This window comes from Vallitalea okinawensis (assembly GCF_002964605.1).
In the GTDB taxonomy this organism is placed as follows: Bacteria; Bacillota; Clostridia; order Lachnospirales; family PQDH01; genus Vallitalea_A; species Vallitalea_A okinawensis.
Map to the genome: position 1 here is coordinate 685,478 of NZ_PQDH01000003.1, position 16,606 is coordinate 702,083.

Annotated in this window: 18 protein-coding genes; all 18 read right to left on the bottom strand. The window is 33.2% G+C overall.

From position 1 onward, the window contains the following. Positions 1 to 98: 98 nt before the first annotated feature. Positions 99 to 905 (bottom strand): GNAT family N-acetyltransferase, encoded by an 807-nt coding sequence (locus C1Y58_RS12815; protein ID WP_105616437.1) that lies wholly within the window; start codon positions 903 to 905, stop codon positions 99 to 101. 176 nt (positions 906 to 1,081) lie between these two features. Next, entirely contained in the window at positions 1,082 to 1,750 is a 669-nt protein-coding gene (locus C1Y58_RS12820) for an acyltransferase (RefSeq protein ID WP_334293837.1), read from the bottom strand. Between the two features lie 296 nt (positions 1,751 to 2,046). Then, entirely contained in the window at positions 2,047 to 3,141 is a 1,095-nt protein-coding gene (locus tag C1Y58_RS12825; protein ID WP_105616439.1) for a helix-turn-helix domain-containing protein, read from the bottom strand. A gap of 304 nt (positions 3,142 to 3,445) precedes the next feature. Next, a complete protein-coding gene (locus C1Y58_RS12830; RefSeq protein ID WP_105616440.1) occupies positions 3,446 to 3,673 on the bottom strand; it encodes an aminoglycoside adenylyltransferase domain-containing protein in 228 nt (75 codons plus the stop codon). 145 nt (positions 3,674 to 3,818) lie between these two features. Further along, positions 3,819 to 4,289 carry an NUDIX hydrolase gene (locus C1Y58_RS12835; RefSeq protein WP_105616441.1) on the bottom strand — a complete coding sequence of 157 codons (471 nt, stop codon included), beginning with the start codon at positions 4,287 to 4,289 and terminating at the stop codon, positions 3,819 to 3,821. Between the two features lie 52 nt (positions 4,290 to 4,341). Beyond that, on the bottom strand, positions 4,342 to 5,115 hold the full coding sequence (locus tag C1Y58_RS12840; RefSeq protein ID WP_105616442.1) for an MBL fold metallo-hydrolase: 774 nt from the start codon (positions 5,113 to 5,115) through the stop codon (positions 4,342 to 4,344). Positions 5,116 to 5,362: 247 nt separating this feature from the next. Next, positions 5,363 to 6,142: a class I SAM-dependent methyltransferase gene (locus tag C1Y58_RS12845; protein WP_105616443.1), complete on the bottom strand. Its 780-nt coding sequence runs from the start codon at positions 6,140 to 6,142 to the stop codon at positions 5,363 to 5,365. 365 nt (positions 6,143 to 6,507) lie between these two features. After that, positions 6,508 to 7,017, bottom strand: coding sequence for an HIT family protein (locus C1Y58_RS12850; protein WP_105616444.1), 510 nt, complete (start codon positions 7,015 to 7,017; stop codon positions 6,508 to 6,510). A gap of 291 nt (positions 7,018 to 7,308) precedes the next feature. Further along, a complete protein-coding gene (locus C1Y58_RS12855; RefSeq protein ID WP_157950079.1) occupies positions 7,309 to 8,061 on the bottom strand; it encodes an aminoglycoside phosphotransferase family protein in 753 nt (250 codons plus the stop codon). 313 nt (positions 8,062 to 8,374) lie between these two features. Then, entirely contained in the window at positions 8,375 to 8,995 is a 621-nt protein-coding gene (locus tag C1Y58_RS12865; RefSeq protein WP_105616446.1) for a DUF6273 domain-containing protein, read from the bottom strand. Positions 8,996 to 9,858: 863 nt separating this feature from the next. Beyond that, entirely contained in the window at positions 9,859 to 10,830 is a 972-nt protein-coding gene (locus C1Y58_RS12870) for a GNAT family N-acetyltransferase (RefSeq protein WP_105616447.1), read from the bottom strand. Between the two features lie 193 nt (positions 10,831 to 11,023). Beyond that, positions 11,024 to 11,827: a class I SAM-dependent methyltransferase gene (locus C1Y58_RS12875; RefSeq protein ID WP_105616448.1), complete on the bottom strand. Its 804-nt coding sequence runs from the start codon at positions 11,825 to 11,827 to the stop codon at positions 11,024 to 11,026. Between the two features lie 333 nt (positions 11,828 to 12,160). Beyond that, entirely contained in the window at positions 12,161 to 12,526 is a 366-nt protein-coding gene (locus tag C1Y58_RS27255) for a DUF6713 family protein (protein WP_105616449.1), read from the bottom strand. 253 nt (positions 12,527 to 12,779) lie between these two features. After that, complete coding sequence (locus C1Y58_RS12885) at positions 12,780 to 13,529, bottom strand: metallophosphoesterase family protein (protein WP_105616450.1); 750 nt, start codon at positions 13,527 to 13,529, stop codon at positions 12,780 to 12,782. A 359-nt stretch (positions 13,530 to 13,888) separates the two neighbouring features. Next, positions 13,889 to 14,281 (bottom strand): linear amide C-N hydrolase, encoded by a 393-nt coding sequence (locus C1Y58_RS12890; protein ID WP_330404426.1) that lies wholly within the window; start codon positions 14,279 to 14,281, stop codon positions 13,889 to 13,891. Between the two features lie 247 nt (positions 14,282 to 14,528). Beyond that, on the bottom strand, positions 14,529 to 14,987 hold the full coding sequence (locus C1Y58_RS12895) for a hypothetical protein (protein WP_105616452.1): 459 nt from the start codon (positions 14,985 to 14,987) through the stop codon (positions 14,529 to 14,531). Positions 14,988 to 15,175: 188 nt separating this feature from the next. Then, the gene (locus C1Y58_RS12900; RefSeq protein ID WP_170311585.1) at positions 15,176 to 15,712 is read right to left on the bottom strand and encodes a GNAT family N-acetyltransferase; all 537 of its coding nucleotides are present in this window, start codon (positions 15,710 to 15,712) and stop codon (positions 15,176 to 15,178) included. A gap of 97 nt (positions 15,713 to 15,809) precedes the next feature. Beyond that, positions 15,810 to 16,436: a non-canonical purine NTP pyrophosphatase gene (locus C1Y58_RS12905; RefSeq protein WP_105616454.1), complete on the bottom strand. Its 627-nt coding sequence runs from the start codon at positions 16,434 to 16,436 to the stop codon at positions 15,810 to 15,812. Positions 16,437 to 16,606 lie beyond the last annotated feature (170 nt).

Here is a 16,606-nt window from a genome sequence, read left to right on the forward strand (position 1 = left end):
TTTTATCGTGTTCAATGTCGTACAACGTTTCGTGTTTACGACGTCTATGAACTGAACCCGCGGAGCCATTCTTCGTAGAAAGTGCTTGCACCGCAAACTCAGATACTCATTCCTATTGAAACTTCAGATATTCTTTTAAACTGATATCCCTTACTCTTATATAAGTTCATTGCTCTATCATTGTTACTCCATACTTCCAATTGAATTCTTTTTACGTTTCTACTAAGCATATAATGGCTACAATAGTCAACTAAGTATTTACCTATACCGTTTTGTCTCTCGTTATTCATGACAAATAAGTCTTCAAGAACACCAATACCACCTTCGTCTATGTATACTAATAAATTTGCAACTAGTTTATCCTTCTTGTAAACAGAAATGCACTTAAATCCATCTTTCTCTTTCAGCTCTATTATATCTTGAATAATGTAAAGTCCTGGACGAAATACCCTGCTATGGCATTCAATTAATTGCTCTATATCATTCTCTGTGCTTAATAGATTCTCAACAACGCTATATTTTTCATCAAGTTGATCAATTCTATGTATATTTCTCAGTTCTAGTTCAAGTATGTGCATACCTTCATCTTCATAAAAACCTTCTATCGTATTGTAGAACTCAATTGCTTGCAGATTTTCTGCAAAACAGCAATGGTAAACTCTGGCATCAAAACCATCAAAACATTTCCTCTTTATCTTTGCTACATCAATCAGCCCTTTAACAACTGCTTTACCAACTTCTATAGTGTCCTCCACCACTGCTTCATATTCTATATAATAATTCATCCTTGGTACCTTATAAAATTTTGAAGATTCACTTTCATAAATATATCCTTTAGCTAAAATCTTACTGTCTTCATCTACTAAATGATATTCATATTGTTCCTCTGTACTTTTAAACTTCATCTATTTCTCCTTTAATTGTATTTGTCTTGGTAACAAAAGGGTATATTTTGCATAACGGAGTTGGATTCGAGGCGTTTCTGAACCTTAGAGCGAAGGTTCAGAATAAATCTGTGGTGAAGAAAATTACTAAAAAACTTACATCTGAATATGTAATTCTGGACAAATATTCTGGTTACTTACCTTTGTTTTCTCTCTACAATTTCACCACTATCTTTCAAAATACAATTCTCTGGAATAAACCCCCTTACAGAACATAATGGATAAACAATACTACCTTTTCCTAATATTGTCCCTGGGTTTAAAACTGTATTACATCCTACTTCTGATGAATCACCTAAAATTGCACCAAATTTCCTTAAACCAGTTTCAATAATATCTGTACCATATTTTACTTTTACTAATGTTCCATTGGATTTTAAGTTAGATGTTATAACGCCTGCCCCCAAATGGGATTTATACCCTAATATTGAATCACTAACATAATTATAGTGCGGAACTTGCACTTTATTAAAGAGAATTGAATTTTTTATTTCAGTTGAGTTTCCAACGACAACATCATTACCAATAATAACATTTTCTCTAATGTAAGCGGAATGCCTGATTTCGCAATTATAACCGATAATAGCTGGACCTTTTATCAGAACACTTTTTTCAAGAGTAGTGCCTTTGCCAACCCATACAAACTCCTCTATTCTTTCAAAATCATTTGGCAGAGTTTTTGCGTACTCAAAAATAAAAGCATTAATTTTTGTAAGAACTTCCCAAGGATGCTTAACCCCTCCAAATATTGCTTGTTCGTCTAATTCTCTCAATGTAAAAAGTTCATCAACGGAAATGCCCATCATTATCCTCCTTAATGTATGTCCTCATATTTTACTAATCTGCAACGTTAATCTTTTATGTACAACTCTTTTCTCTCTAAGACACGAAATAGAGTTACTTGAATGAGTGAGAAAATTTTCACATAACGTATCCGTATTGCCGAAGTTCATGAGTCCTAGCCAGACTTGGCTTTGACTCATGAACTTGGGTGTAGTGACGCAAGGAACAGAACCGGCAATACGCCAGGCCCCAAAACAATAACTGCTGAATCGTTAGTTAACAAAATTCAAATATACTGCAGTAGTTTTGGTACTAATGGTTATTTTATGTACTTGTCAAGTTCGGTAATAACAGTTTTAAATCTTACGTGTTCGCGTACCGGTGCAAAAATTTCTTTTGATACTAAGTATTCTTTTGAGCCTGATGCCGTGGTTTTTATATCAAGATCCTTATACTTCGAACAGGTTTGGCCTTGAAAAATTACCGATGTGTACGTAGATACTTCCGGCAAAGCGTCAAATTTTATGCTATATTCTGTAAACAGCTCTATACAGTCAAGCGCATTGTCATAATCTTTCAATTTTATATAATCTTCCGCAAGCCAATAATAAACTGCTCGTAACCTTAAAGTTTCATAAATGTAATCATTATTTTCGTGTAGTATTTCTTCTATACTTATGATTTTTTTAAATAGTTCTACTCGTTTTTCTGGGTTATTCTTATATTTAGAGTTTGCAAGATTTTCAATTAAATATTCAAACATATCCGATAACAACCAAATATTTTGAACAATCTGATTAGATTTCGCATCCTCGTCAAGAATTTCCGGTAGCACCATATCACGCGAATCACGCGCAAGCGGCAGTCTGTTTGCTGTTTCAACAGCTTTCTCTTTTTCACCTATGTCTTTATAAGCGCGTGCGAGTACTTGAAGCGAACGAAAACGCAGATTGTCATCTGTGCAATCACTCAAAATACGTATGCAAATGGATACAGATTCCCGCAGATTTTTTTGCTTCTCCTCTTCATCTATATATGGTTTTTTCGTAAAACACAATGTTTTTGCAAGACAGTACAATAAATCGTAATTATTCGGAAATTCATGAACGGCGTTTCTGAACATTTCAATTATTGTACCGTCGAACCATTTTTTACTCCTCTCAGGTCCCGCTTGATTAATAATCATATCAATTTTTTCCTGATTTTTCATAACATCAAAACACATCAATTCGTCTATGCTTATGTTAAAAAAATTCGCAATTGACGGCAGAATCTCTATATCAGGATAACAGCCCTCGACTTCCCATTTGCTCACAGCTTGTGCCGTAACACCTAAATATTCTGCAAATTTTTCCTGATTCACATTAGCTTTTTTACGTAATTCTTTTATCTTTTGCCCTATTTTTATAACCATAAAAATTCCTCCGTTCTTATAATAATTTTTACAAGCACTTGTAGCTATATTATAAAATGGAGAGGAATAAAACTCAACAAACAATCATTTGTTGTTATATCAACTGCTAGTTGTTTATTTATTGGAGCATTTATTTATCTTCTGTATAGTATATAAATTATCTGTACTTCGTCATATATAACATACTTGACATATCAAAGACTGCGAAGACCTATCCCTAGATCAACACTTCGAAGGCTATTCTTTCACAATCCGCGCCAGTACACCACGGTCCCCCGCCTGTATCCACAGACCCTGATGATCTTTAACACTGCATGATGTATTTTAACATATATGTAGCAAACTCAACTAACAATTCATTATCATCAAATACAGTACTTCTTTCATTACAATATTCCATTAAAGCTTGATTGATAATTTTCTTATACTTAGATGGCACATTATCTTTTCCCCATATACCACCTTCTTTTTTTGAAGATACTACACCTTCTCTTAAGTAAAAGAAAACCCTGCAATAGTGGATATGTCTTATAACGTTTCGTGTTACCGAGGTTACTCAATCTTAGTACGAAGGTGCTCATGCCCTGCCAAGGGCTAATGTGCCGAGTCTCCTGACGGGCTTAGGTTGAGTGGTGTGTGAGGGCATAACCCACGAGGTTTTTGACACGATTCCTATCTTAATCTTCCCGAACCATAATATGTTCTATTTCAGGTGATAAATTAAGTAACTTCTTCTTGATAAAAGTTGGATAAACTTCCACTTCATCAATATCTTCAATATCAAACCACTTGTAAATTAAATACCCATCTCCCTCAATTCCGCGGAATTCTTCTTTAGTTAGAACTAGAGAGTCTTCATTAAAATCCATCAAATAATAAAAAGATGTTTCATGAAACTCTTTTGACTCATGTTCAAAAAAATTCTCAACAATCCAAAGTAATCTGTTAACTTCTACCACTTCATCTATTTCTTCTTTCATTTCTCTAACCAACGTTTGTTCACTAAACTCATTAAATTCATTTCGACCACCTGGTAATGCCCAAAAATCATCTTTTTCCGTTCTATGTAAAAGAACTCTTCCATTATATATAGATACTCCTGCAACTCTTAGATTGAATCGATTCTTTCCTCTGTCAAAACAAATCATAATACAACCTCCTGGTAAACGCTAATTTATCACTGGCGTCTGACACTATCCATTATATCTTTATTGCAAATTCCCCATAATCAAACTCTCCACTACCATGATTTAATAACCCTAAATCATCTATTTCCTTAAACCCCTCAAGCACGTTATCAATCAAATCCACCTTTATGTCTAGATCATTATGCGCTGGTAGTATTCTACTGATACCATTTAACTTTGTTAACTTATCAACCGACTGATAGAATAACTTTGGGTCAGTACTTGGGTAATATGCAAAAAGTGTCCCTTTATATAACAAGTCTCCACTAAACAAATATCCTGTTTTATCTTCATAGTAGCAAACATGTCCTGGAGAATGGCCAGGTGTATGTATTACTCGTACGAACCTATTACCTATATCTATAACATCATCATCTTTCAGTCTACCACTTACCTGCCCTTTGAATATATGGTAATTCTCAATTTTAAAACCTACAGGTAAATCATTATTCTTCATACCTCTTATAACATGATTTCGGATAACTTCTAATGATATAGGTAGACCTTGTTCAATCCATTTTACATCCTTATGATGAACAAATATCTGCTCAAAAAAGTTATGTCCTCCCATATGGTCCCAATGAGCATGAGTTGTGAGGACCACGACTGGTAAAGATGTGAGTTTATCAACAACCTCTTTTATATTGCCTATACCTAATCCAGTATCAATCAGTGCCGCTTCTTTATCGCCTATCAGAAGATATGAATGAGCTCTCTCCCAATGTGCATACTCGCTTATTATGTATGTCTTCTCATCTACCTTATCGATAGTAAACCATTCTCTCATATTCTGTGTTGACCCTCCTGCTGAAAGACCCTATATTAGATCTCCGATATGAATTATTGAATTTCAGATATCGTTCCATCTGCAACGTTTCTCAACCTTAGAGCGACGGTGCTCATGCCCTGCTTCCTGACTACGCCCGAACCTTACGCAAACCTTTTGTTATCTGGAGTTAATTACGGAAGTGCTTTATCATACTTTCATTAAATACCTACACTACACTTACTTTACCAAATCTCTCTTATATTCTTTAATCCCAAATTTTCTTGAAGCCCTTTAAGGAATAACGAAGATGTGTCTCATACTCAAAGACTATTTTCCCATTTTCATTATATTTTCTAAATATATGTTCTAGCTCTTCTTTCATAGCATTATAGCTATCATGAGATTCTTTTGGCATATAAGAATGAGATGTTATCTCTCCAATTAATCTTTCATAATTGAATTGAGCTAAGCAATGAAAACTTTTCTTATGTACATTATGTTGTTTTAAAAAACTTGATATTAATTCATCTATTGGACTAAGATTAAGATTTTCAGAGTATTTATCCCTAATATGTTTATATTCTGTCATAAATTCACTCGAATTTACTTTTATATCGTTCCATAATATAATAACCGGACTGTCGGGTTTTAATATCCTTAAAAATTCTTTTTTTGTAAGCTCCAGGTCAAACCAATGAAATGCCTGTGCTACTGATATCAAATCAATAGATTCTGCTTTTAAATTAGTTTTATCTGATGATCCACAAATAGAGTTATAAGTATCGTATGAACTAAGTGCCTCCTCAGAAGCATCACGCATTTCTTTATTTGGTTCAACTGCATAGACCTTGTTACCATTATCTAAGAACAATTTAGTAAGTATGCCTGTTCCCGCCCCAATATCTGCGATTACAAACTTTTCATCAAACCCGTATACATTCTTCAAAAAAACAATCAAATCTTTTGGATAACTAAGTCTATACTTTGAATAATTTTCTGCACGACTACTAAATCTCTCTTTAGGGTTATAATCATTTATATTCATTTATTCTTCAGCTCCTTATTTAATCTCAATTTTTATAGACTCTAATAATTATATAATGATCACTCTTAAATTCGTAATATTCTTATGACCACTTCAATTTTATAGCATAGTAATTTATTTCAGATAACATTTCGTGTTTCCCACGTTTCTCAACCTTTAGAGCGAAGGTGCTCATGGCCTGCAAAGGGCTAATGTACCGAGTGGTCTGACGGACTTAGGTTGAGGAATTTGTGAGGGCGACCTAAAAGGAATACCCCTTGGTGACCCATGAGAGTATGACCCTCCCCGAACCTTGTGGAAACATTTTGTTAAATGATGCCACAATATTAGCTTGTTTTAAGAGAAACCAAAATATTCAATAAGGACTATTCATCAATAATCTCTTTCATCCTTTTTTTGTAGATATCCACGTCTTGATGGTAATCCATAAGAATCCCTTCTTCTCTCACAAAATGCCCATAACCTATTTGCTCACCTTCCAACCTAGGTAAAAGCTGAAAATGTAAATGATTTCTTTTGCCATCGCAAATTGTACACATATACACTTTTTTTGCTTGTAATATTTCTTTATGTAACTTAATTATTGCATCTGATATTTTTAGAATATGTGTACCCAGTTCAAGAGGCATTTCCGATATATCTTCATAATGTTCTCGAGAAACAATTATTGTTTGTCCAGTTGCCCTAGGGTATTTCTCAAATTGACATCTAACTTTATCGTCTTCATAAAATATTAATCCATCATCAGGAAATATATCGCCAGAAGTAAAATTATAACACCCAAAACATATCCCCTTATCTTGTAAATCTCTAATCTTTTTACCTCTTCCCATCAAATCATTTTTCTCTACTTGAGTTAATGGCTTTACATACATAAACTATTCACTCCTTTATACCTCTTATCTCTACAGTTCATCTTATTCAACTGAAAATAGTAACATAATTTTCATCATTAATATTAAATTCACTCCTGCCCTGCAATACAGAAGGCCCCCAAATGAATGCTCATAGTTGTGGTGTAGATCTAAGGCTTCGGATTTGCGACGTCCCTGAACAGGATCCTCAGTGCCCGACTTCCTGGCGGTGCGATAGCACCCGGTGAAAAGATGTGCGCAGCGAACAGAAATATATTGTTAGGCGATGTTATCAACGGAATCTTTGGACTATTATCCCCAAAATAATTCTAGATATTTCAAATCTCTTTGATATTGCTCTAAATGTCCATTTTCAATATGCTTTTTAAATGTTATATTTCCGCTTGTAGCTTCTCTTTCCATGAAACTAACTAAATACTCTAATCTTTGTACAACCCACTGAATAATTTCTTGATTGTCTATAGAATCTAGCCCATAGGTATTAATAAATAAACTCAATCGTCTATGCTTATCTTCTTCACTCCCAAAATTTTCAGGATTATCTGGTGACATTAATGGTATCCATCTATATAATGAATAAGCTATGTCCCACATTCTTGGTCCAGGATGCAATGTATCAAAATCAATTATCCCGATAACTTTTTTACCCTCCATCACAATATTATAGGGTGCTAAATCTCCATGACACATTGTTTCATTTGGAGATCTAGGAGGGAGCATCCACTTTTCTTTACCAGTTAATTTCTTAGCATACTCTTCACCAATATCATGAAATTGTTTCATTAATATAGATAATGAGATTAGAGCCTCATCACTCTTTGCGTCTTCTGGTAGCAGTTCATTATATACATTCCCTTTTAAATATGATATTTTTTCTATTCCAACTTTATCTATTCCAAATGGAAATGGTGCTTTATCAAATCCTTGAGAATGTAAATACCTAAGAAAAAGATGAATATACTCTGTCCATATTTCTGTAGGTCTAAAAACAAAATCATCATGTTTATATATACCAGTTCTGCCACCTTCCAAAAATTCATTCATTTCAATCACCTCATTATATTCACATACTTGTTGATAGTGTCGCCGACGATTTCGCATCTGCGACGTTTCTCAACTTAGAGCGAAGGTGCTCATGCCCTGATAAGGGCTAATGGAGTGTCCAGATGAGCTTAGGTTGAGGTATGTCCAATAGCTTTGTTTTGCTTCCACTACAGGAGCGATCATACATACTATACAGATTTATTTATTTTGCTATATGATTGATAAAATCAACTTCATACTGCCGCTCACCATATTTTCTTTCATTGTCAGTAATAGTACCCTCTGTAAGGGAAAAGTGCCCCAAGGTTTATAATTACAAACTCAACCACAAAGCGGGACGAACTCCACCGCTGTTATCACCTGTTGAAGGGTGAATTGTGTTGCTACTGTAGCGAAAAGTACCGTTTCCCTGAATGCCTATATTGCCATCGCCGTGGATATATACAGCTCTTCTATTGTCACGCCCGGGCGACCGAAGCCACCACCACCATGAATACCCATCAAATGTCGATCTTCGCTTGTTGTTGTTTTTATCTTTCTTTTGAAACCAGTATCGTTGTTTGGCGCTGCGGTTTTCAAGGTTTTTACTGCTGTCACCGAAGTATTTGCACACTACTTCTTCAATACTTAGAAGAAATATGTAATCCCGAGTATCTTCTCCGCCTCTTGAACCGTACCACTGATTGTCGTGGTTATTGTTTAATGCAGGAGTGATTCTTGACTGTTCGGTCGCGGTGAATTTATTATAAAACTCACCGTTAAGATATTTTCTTAGCGAGCAGTCAGCCCATGTCACATCACCAGCGCAATTATTATAGGGATGTTGTTCGATCATATTTTCAGTTATAATCAAGGCCGCATTACCTTGTATATCAAGAATGCGCCAATGATAACCACCAAATAGCAGCATTGAGCCAATATTAAATTCCTTCATTCTCTTTCACCTCGTATAATATAAATTTTCTGTAGTTCTGTTTCAATGCTCCTACAAGAATAACAGCTTATTATCTTTGCTACAAATTCAAATTTTTCATCTCATTCTTCAATCTTACCATAGTCAATATCTAAAAGTTAACAGATAGTTTAGTGAAGCAAAGAAATTGAAATCTATTAACTATTAATAAAGTAAGAGCTATTGATCAAGTACTTCTGATTATCATATACTTTAGTCAATAGCGTTCATCAATTTAAAATACATTTGTCGATAGAAATTTTTCATTTTCAATTATTCATAACTTGCCGTCCATATGTTACGTTTTCCTATTGTAAGAACGAACAACACCTTCAACTTGGTGGCTCTTTTAGTCATAGCAATTAGCTAGTGACCCGTTACACTTATTACAAATTATACTTGATATGTAGGTAAGTTGTAAATAGTAGTAATTAAAAGTCTATAGCGATCTTTACTTGAAAGAATACATTAGTCATTATTAAATATTAAGATTAAATGCCACCATCTATTAATTTTTGTCGTTCTACACTTCAGGCGAGTGATCTCTGATATGCATAGATATACTATCTTAAAGAAATAGTTGGTCGAAACTTATGTATAATTTTATTAAATTATTTAGTCAATATATCAAGTTTAGAATTCAGATGAAATCTGCTCTTATAACGTCTCGGTTTGCGACGTTTCTGAACTGGACCCAAAGGGATACCGTCTTGGCGGTGCTTCGCACCTAGTGAAGGAATGTGGTTCCGACTGGCTCGACCCCAAAAAGCTTTCCCTAGGAACACTTGCACTACTTATGATTCGATACTTATAGCGAATAATACGTAATAAATAATGCGTGGACTCTACTTAAATTTTGCATAAGAAATATCAGAATCAATTATCCTTATCATTCTATATTTAGTTATATTAAATCCACATTTTGTATTCCAAAAACGTCTTGCGCTTATATTTGTAATTCTCCAATCCGCTGATAACCATCTATACCCTTTTAATATTAAGTCCTTTACAACATAATTCATCAATTTTGTTCCAACTCCACTATGTGAGACATCTGCATAAGTACCTGCTATTGACAGATCAACACATTTTTCTGGTACTAGGTATCCATAATCAGCTTCCCATAGAGCTTGAAATGCAACTGGTCTATCTGTTTCAGATATATATAGCATTACTTCATCATCATTTACTAGGCTAGCATAACCATCTCTAATCCTCTTTATAGTCTCTACTTTGAGTGGAGCATATACTGGTGAAGCAATTTGATATCTATATATAATGTCAGCCATATCTCTTAAAACATCAGAATCATTTTTCCTTAAAGACCTTATTGATATTTTTGCATCAGATTCACCTTCCTTATAGTTAGAGAGTTTTAACAACCCATGAACTTGTTGGAATGCAAATCCCAACATTTGCAAACTAAACACTTGATTGTCTATGTCTAATGTTTCTATTACATGCTCAAAGTATCCTAATTCAATCCATTGACTAGAACAATGCTTATATAACTCATATAGAATTTTATCATTGTCTTCACCAAAAGTTGCTATTCCAAAGCTAGGAACCCAAGCTTGCTTTTTCTGCTCATCGTTCTTTAGTTCAGCAAATAGAAATCCTACCATTTTTTCATCCTTCATACAAATAGCACCACTTATAACTTTGTTTTTCATCCATTTTTCTATTTCGCTTCCTAGTAAACTTTCTATTTTCTCTAAGTTTTCATTTATGTACAATTTACTATACAAGTATTCCAAATCTTCAATCATCATCTTTTTCATTTTATTTGTTACTAAATTAAACTCAATAATCTTCATTCTATTTGTTCCTCCTCCCTTCATATTAAGTTACTTTAGCATAAACTATTTATTCTATAAATCTCTTTTTCAAATTCCTACTATATAAAAAATAAAATTTATACATTATATAACGTAGAGCTTATATAAGTGAGCACATTAGTTCCTAAAATAAGAAGAATGTGCATTAGTTAATTATCCCGTACTAATTGCATTAAAGTTTTGTCACTATAAACATACCTACTTTTGTTGTTATACTAAATGTTCCTTTTTTATCAATCTCTTTTTCTATATATTTATAAAAACTTTCTAGTTCTTGTTCATTAGATAAACATTCTTTAGCACTAATAATTGATGTTACATATGACACCACTGGTTCTGCCTTATGAACAACAATTTGTCCATCGAAATTTTCTGCACTTACATTGTTAAAATACTGCTTCAACATTTCATTACCATTTTCAATACCAAATTTATCAGCAAACTTAGAAGGATTGAAATTTATATATTTATCATACTTCTTTACCAGTTCAATTAATTCTTGCATATGTCCTTTTCCATTAGTTGAAACATAAAATTTTCCATTTGGTTTCAGAACTCTTTTTACTTCAGAAAGTGCTTTGTCAATATCAGGAACGTGATATAGCATATGTCTTGCAATGATAATATCGAAACTTTCATCTTCATATGGAATCTCCTGTATATCAATAATTTCGAACTTAACCTTTTCAATGCTTATATTTTGTTTTGAGTCCTGAAGCATCCCTTCTGAAAAATCAGATAAGGTAATATCCCAGTTTTCTTTTACAGCTTGTTTATTAACTTGCCATAATACTCCGTTTCCACAACCTAATTCTAAAATCTTGCTATTCTCTGGTATATCCATCTTTTCAAAAAACCAGACATGCCAATCAAGCTTATTTGTGTTGAAACTATGTAAGTTCAGTCTTGCAGATAGATTACAAGAATTTTTATATTGTTCCTTTACTCTACCTTGAATATCAAACTTATTTTGCATACCTTTCTCCTTTTTTTATACTGGTTCTACTTCGCATCTTAATACAATTGCGTTATAACATAAATTTCTACATTACATCTTTGTCTTTTAATTTAACAGTATTATCTGTCACCTAACGTTTCGGATTTGCGACGTTTCTCAACTGGACCTATAGAGCCTTTCTTCGAATGTGGTGCTTGCACCCAGTGAAGTAATGTGCGTGGCGTACGAAAATATATTGTTAGATGATGTTCTACATTGACCATCTGCTACAAAACTATAACCAAGCCTGTACTAATATTTTTATTGACTTTACTCTCTCCCTTATTGCCTTGTCTCATAATATAAAGAATTTCATATGATAGAACATATTGATAGAATAATAGTCCCACCCCCTGTAAGTATGCTAGTATAAATTAAAATATTTGATATTGGCGAATCAAAATGTCCTTCTCGATAAAAAATTTTTTTGTGAACGAAGAAGGGAACTATTCCACCAATTCCAGTAATAACTCCTAGAATTAATCCTATTTGTGTTTGTTTATATAATTCTAGTAGTCCATAAAACATTAAAATAATTATTGGAATATGAAGAATAAGAAACCCAGTAATTCTGAATGGTAACTTTAAGATTTTCCATTCTTTTTCATATCCAGATTCAATCTCATGCAATAGTAATAATGTTGAATTTAGTATGTAAAATACTAAAGTTATATTCATCTTCTAAATCTATCCTTTCATAATAATCAATGTATAACCTCAAATAATAATAGAAATGGATAATGTCATCTAACGTTCTGTGTACTGCCGACGTAGACATACTTCCGATTTGTAGTCCATGTTGGCAATACGGTATTATATGATGTTGAATCATTCAGCTTAGAAGCTCTTATCCTATTTTATTTGAAATTATACTTACTCACAGTTTCGAATTAATTCTAACCTTAAAGAAAAGAAACTTTTAAGCTTTTTATCATAATTGTAGATTCTCCAAATAATTAAGAACATCTTCCTCACAATAAAACTTAAACACATTATCTTTTATGAATTCTTTTATTTGTGGATACGTTGTTTGTAATAACATCTCTTCGCACTTATCATAATCATATTCAGTAGTTTTAAACATTACTTTATTATTACCTATTAAAATCCAATCAGCTCCAAGATGATTACTAAAACTCATACCAACGCTACCTGCATTATATATTTTAAGTCCATCTATCTCAACTTTAAATTGAAGATGTGTATGACCACAGATTAAATAGTTACTTTCTATATTTTCAAATAGCTTACGTAATTTTTCTATACTTGTCCTTCTTGTAAAGATTGTAGTTGTTGAATCTGGAACTGCATGGCAGAAACTTATTCTTTTTAAAAAGTCATGATCCAAATCAAGAGTCATTGGTAATGTTTCTAAAAAATTCTCAAATCCACTTCCTATTTGGAGTGACACCCAATTTATAGCTTCTCTCGCTGTTTTAGAAAGGTGGTTTAATGGCATACTTTTAATCGATTTTAATATATCGTCTTCACCATTTCCCCTTATGAAAACAATTTTTTCTTTGTGCATAAAAAGTTCTTCAAGAGTTTTACACGGCATTGGTCCAGATAGAAAATCTCCTCCAATAACAATTTTATCAATACTATATTCTTTTAAATCATTCATTACGGCCTTCAATGCTGGATAATTCGCATGTATATCAAATAAACAAGCAATATTCATTTGCTCATACCTCCTTATATCATTATGTTGGATAGAAATGAATGATTCAAGTATACACTATATATTTGACCTAAAAGAATCCCTCGCTATGAATAAGTCAATGACACATAACGTTTCGCATCTGCGACGTCGTTGAGCTTACAAGGTCTGCTCATGGCTGCGAGTCTCTGAGCGCTTAATGCAGACCTGACTTGGTTAGCGAAACGATGTGGTGAGCCTGCCAAAGGTATACCCTGCGAACCCTTGGAAGATGCATTGGTTAAGTGAAGTAGCGGGCGACCCTCGAAGACAGACCAACAGGACGTCGGGTCCTAATAATGTCTTTACTCCTATAATATAATGCTTATCAAATATTATGCTTATAATTCATATTTGTACACATGATTGTAGTCTCTAGAAAAGGTTACTTGCACACTCTTTTTAGTAAGATTATATACAGCTGACCATTGCTCATCACCTGGTATTACATTTTTCTTTAACAATTCTAATGCATCCTTAACCGAAATAATTCCTTGGCACTTTTCTAGTTCATTTTCAATGTTTTCATATCTATCTTTCCCAAATCCATTTTGATTCGGATTATTATGTAACCTAAAATTAGTTACTACATGATAATCGTTATTTTTCATTGTAGTAACCATTTTTCCATTCACAAACTCTATTACAGCGGAATTTCCCGTTGCATCTACAACCATATAATGTATTGGTGCGACGATATAAAAAAGATTGTATTTCTTAACTAACTGAATTATGTAATATTTTGTACTGAATTGAAATTAATTAACAATAAAAATGTGTAAGTTTTCACCAAACGTCTCCTGTTTGCGACGTTCCTAAGATGGTCTCATAGGAATACCGTCTTGGCGGTGCTTGGACCCAGCGAAGGAATGTGGTGCGAAGGCTTTGGACTCCAAAAACTAACTTCAGTACCCTTGCGCTAAACATATTGTTATAAGATGTGCGATATCTTTTCCCTCTCAAAATTCTTCACATAAAGAACTATCTCATAGCATCATGCTTATCATACGTGTTATTGAATACCTTTAACTTTCTTGTAGAAAAACAATAAATTATTATATTTATTAAGGAAACAAGAATTAATATATGCAGTATTATATGATATAAGTCAGGTATGTAAATATTAGAAGATGATACTAGCTTTATAGTATCAGCAAAATAATTTATTTTTCCTTCTGAAGGTCCAAATATTGTGAAGTACCAATGAGATAAAAATTGGGTTGAAAACCACATAAAAAGCCAGCCTGTGAGCAAATATTTTCCTATTCTCTCTTTCAAAAGAAACCCGATAAATAAGATTAAAAATATAAGAAAAAATATCCCATCATCACTATATGATCTTGTAACTAAAATATAACCACCAATATTCATTCCCACTATATCTAGAAAAAACCACAATAATAAGCACAAATTTGAAACAAAACATACTTTCTTACTCATTTTATTCCTCCATAACCTACTTATAAGTTTTTATGATATTTTTAAATTTATGTAAGAATGCTTTTCATCATAATATTTATAAATACTTACAACAATTTCGTTGAATCTAAACTATGTGATGTTAACAACATTCATGCAAATAGATTTTACCTATAGCTGTTACGCGACTATTCATAGTACCATAACTCCTATTCGTTTTTGAATTCTCTATCAAGAATTGAATACATCTCTAGATCAATAAATCCTCCATACTCATATTCAAATTCTCTCAAAATCCCTTCACAAGTAAAACCATTCTTTAGTAATACTCTTTTTGAGCCTTCATTTCTTGCATCAACATATGCTTGTACTCTATTGTAATTTAGCTCTTTAAAACCATAATTCAAAAGTTGCTGAATAAAACTAGAAACTATACCTCTCCCCCAAAATTCTTTCATCAATCTAAAACCAATTTCAACTTTCCTATGGGCGGTTTCATAATCAAAAAATCCTATGTCTCCAATATATTCATTAATCTCTTTATCTACAATTATCCATCTACCACAGTTATTATTGAATAGTTCGTTACACCATTCAACTTGTTTTTCTGCTTGTATTAAATCTTTTGTTGCGCCACTGTCCCCATAATAACGCATAACATTCCAATCATTGCTAATCTCTACGAATCCATTAGCGTCTTCCTTTGTCGCTTTTCGTAATTTGTAATTCTTATACTCAAAATCCATTGTTCTTAGTCCTTTCTTCAGCTTAGGTTGAGGCATGTGTGAGGGCATGTCCCCATAGGCTTTACGACCCTCGCCCGAACCTTACGCAAATGTATTGTTACCGGATGTTCCCAGGCTCTCTTAATAAGTATGTAGCAATAAATTTATTAATGTGGTGTGATAATTCTTTCTGGTTTTCTTTTCTTTGAGTATGAGTTAGTTCAGCTTGGTAGTGACCTGTACTTGGTTCTATCTGTATTGAGTTCAATGGCTCGCCTGCTGTAACTTTTTTGCAGACCAGTGAAGTAAACATGGTTTCTCTATCCAAAGTAGTTGAATAGATTTCATTATGTGAGATAACCAATGTTATACCTATTTTCCAAACTCTTTTACTTCCTCCACCACATTTTTTTAATTCCTCAATATAATAATTAAGCATTTCTTCATCGGAAGCTTCGCTATCATCACCATAAATTCTTCTTACCCTAGTTCCTGGTTGTTTATCAGCTGGGAATTTATCAATGTATAATCCAGTATCTATCGATAAAGTTGGTATATTGGAATACTTATAATATCCTATTGCTTTAATTCTAGAATTCTCTACAGGGTTGTTACCATTCTCTTTAATCTTTATTGTAATGCCTAGATCATCTAAACTTAATATTTCTACTTGTAAATCATTCAATATTTGTTTGATATACTCTTTTCTTGTTTCATTCTTTGTTCCCAAAAGTAATCTAGTCATTCTTAAACTCCTCTCACCGGTTTATTTACCCCAGAGAAATACTTGGTAGGAAATGTACTATAACGTTTCGGATTTGCGATTTTTCCCAACCTTAAAAGGAGGCGCTCATGCCCTGACAAGGGCTAATGTACCGAGTGTTCTGACTTGTATATAACATTCTATCCAATAAA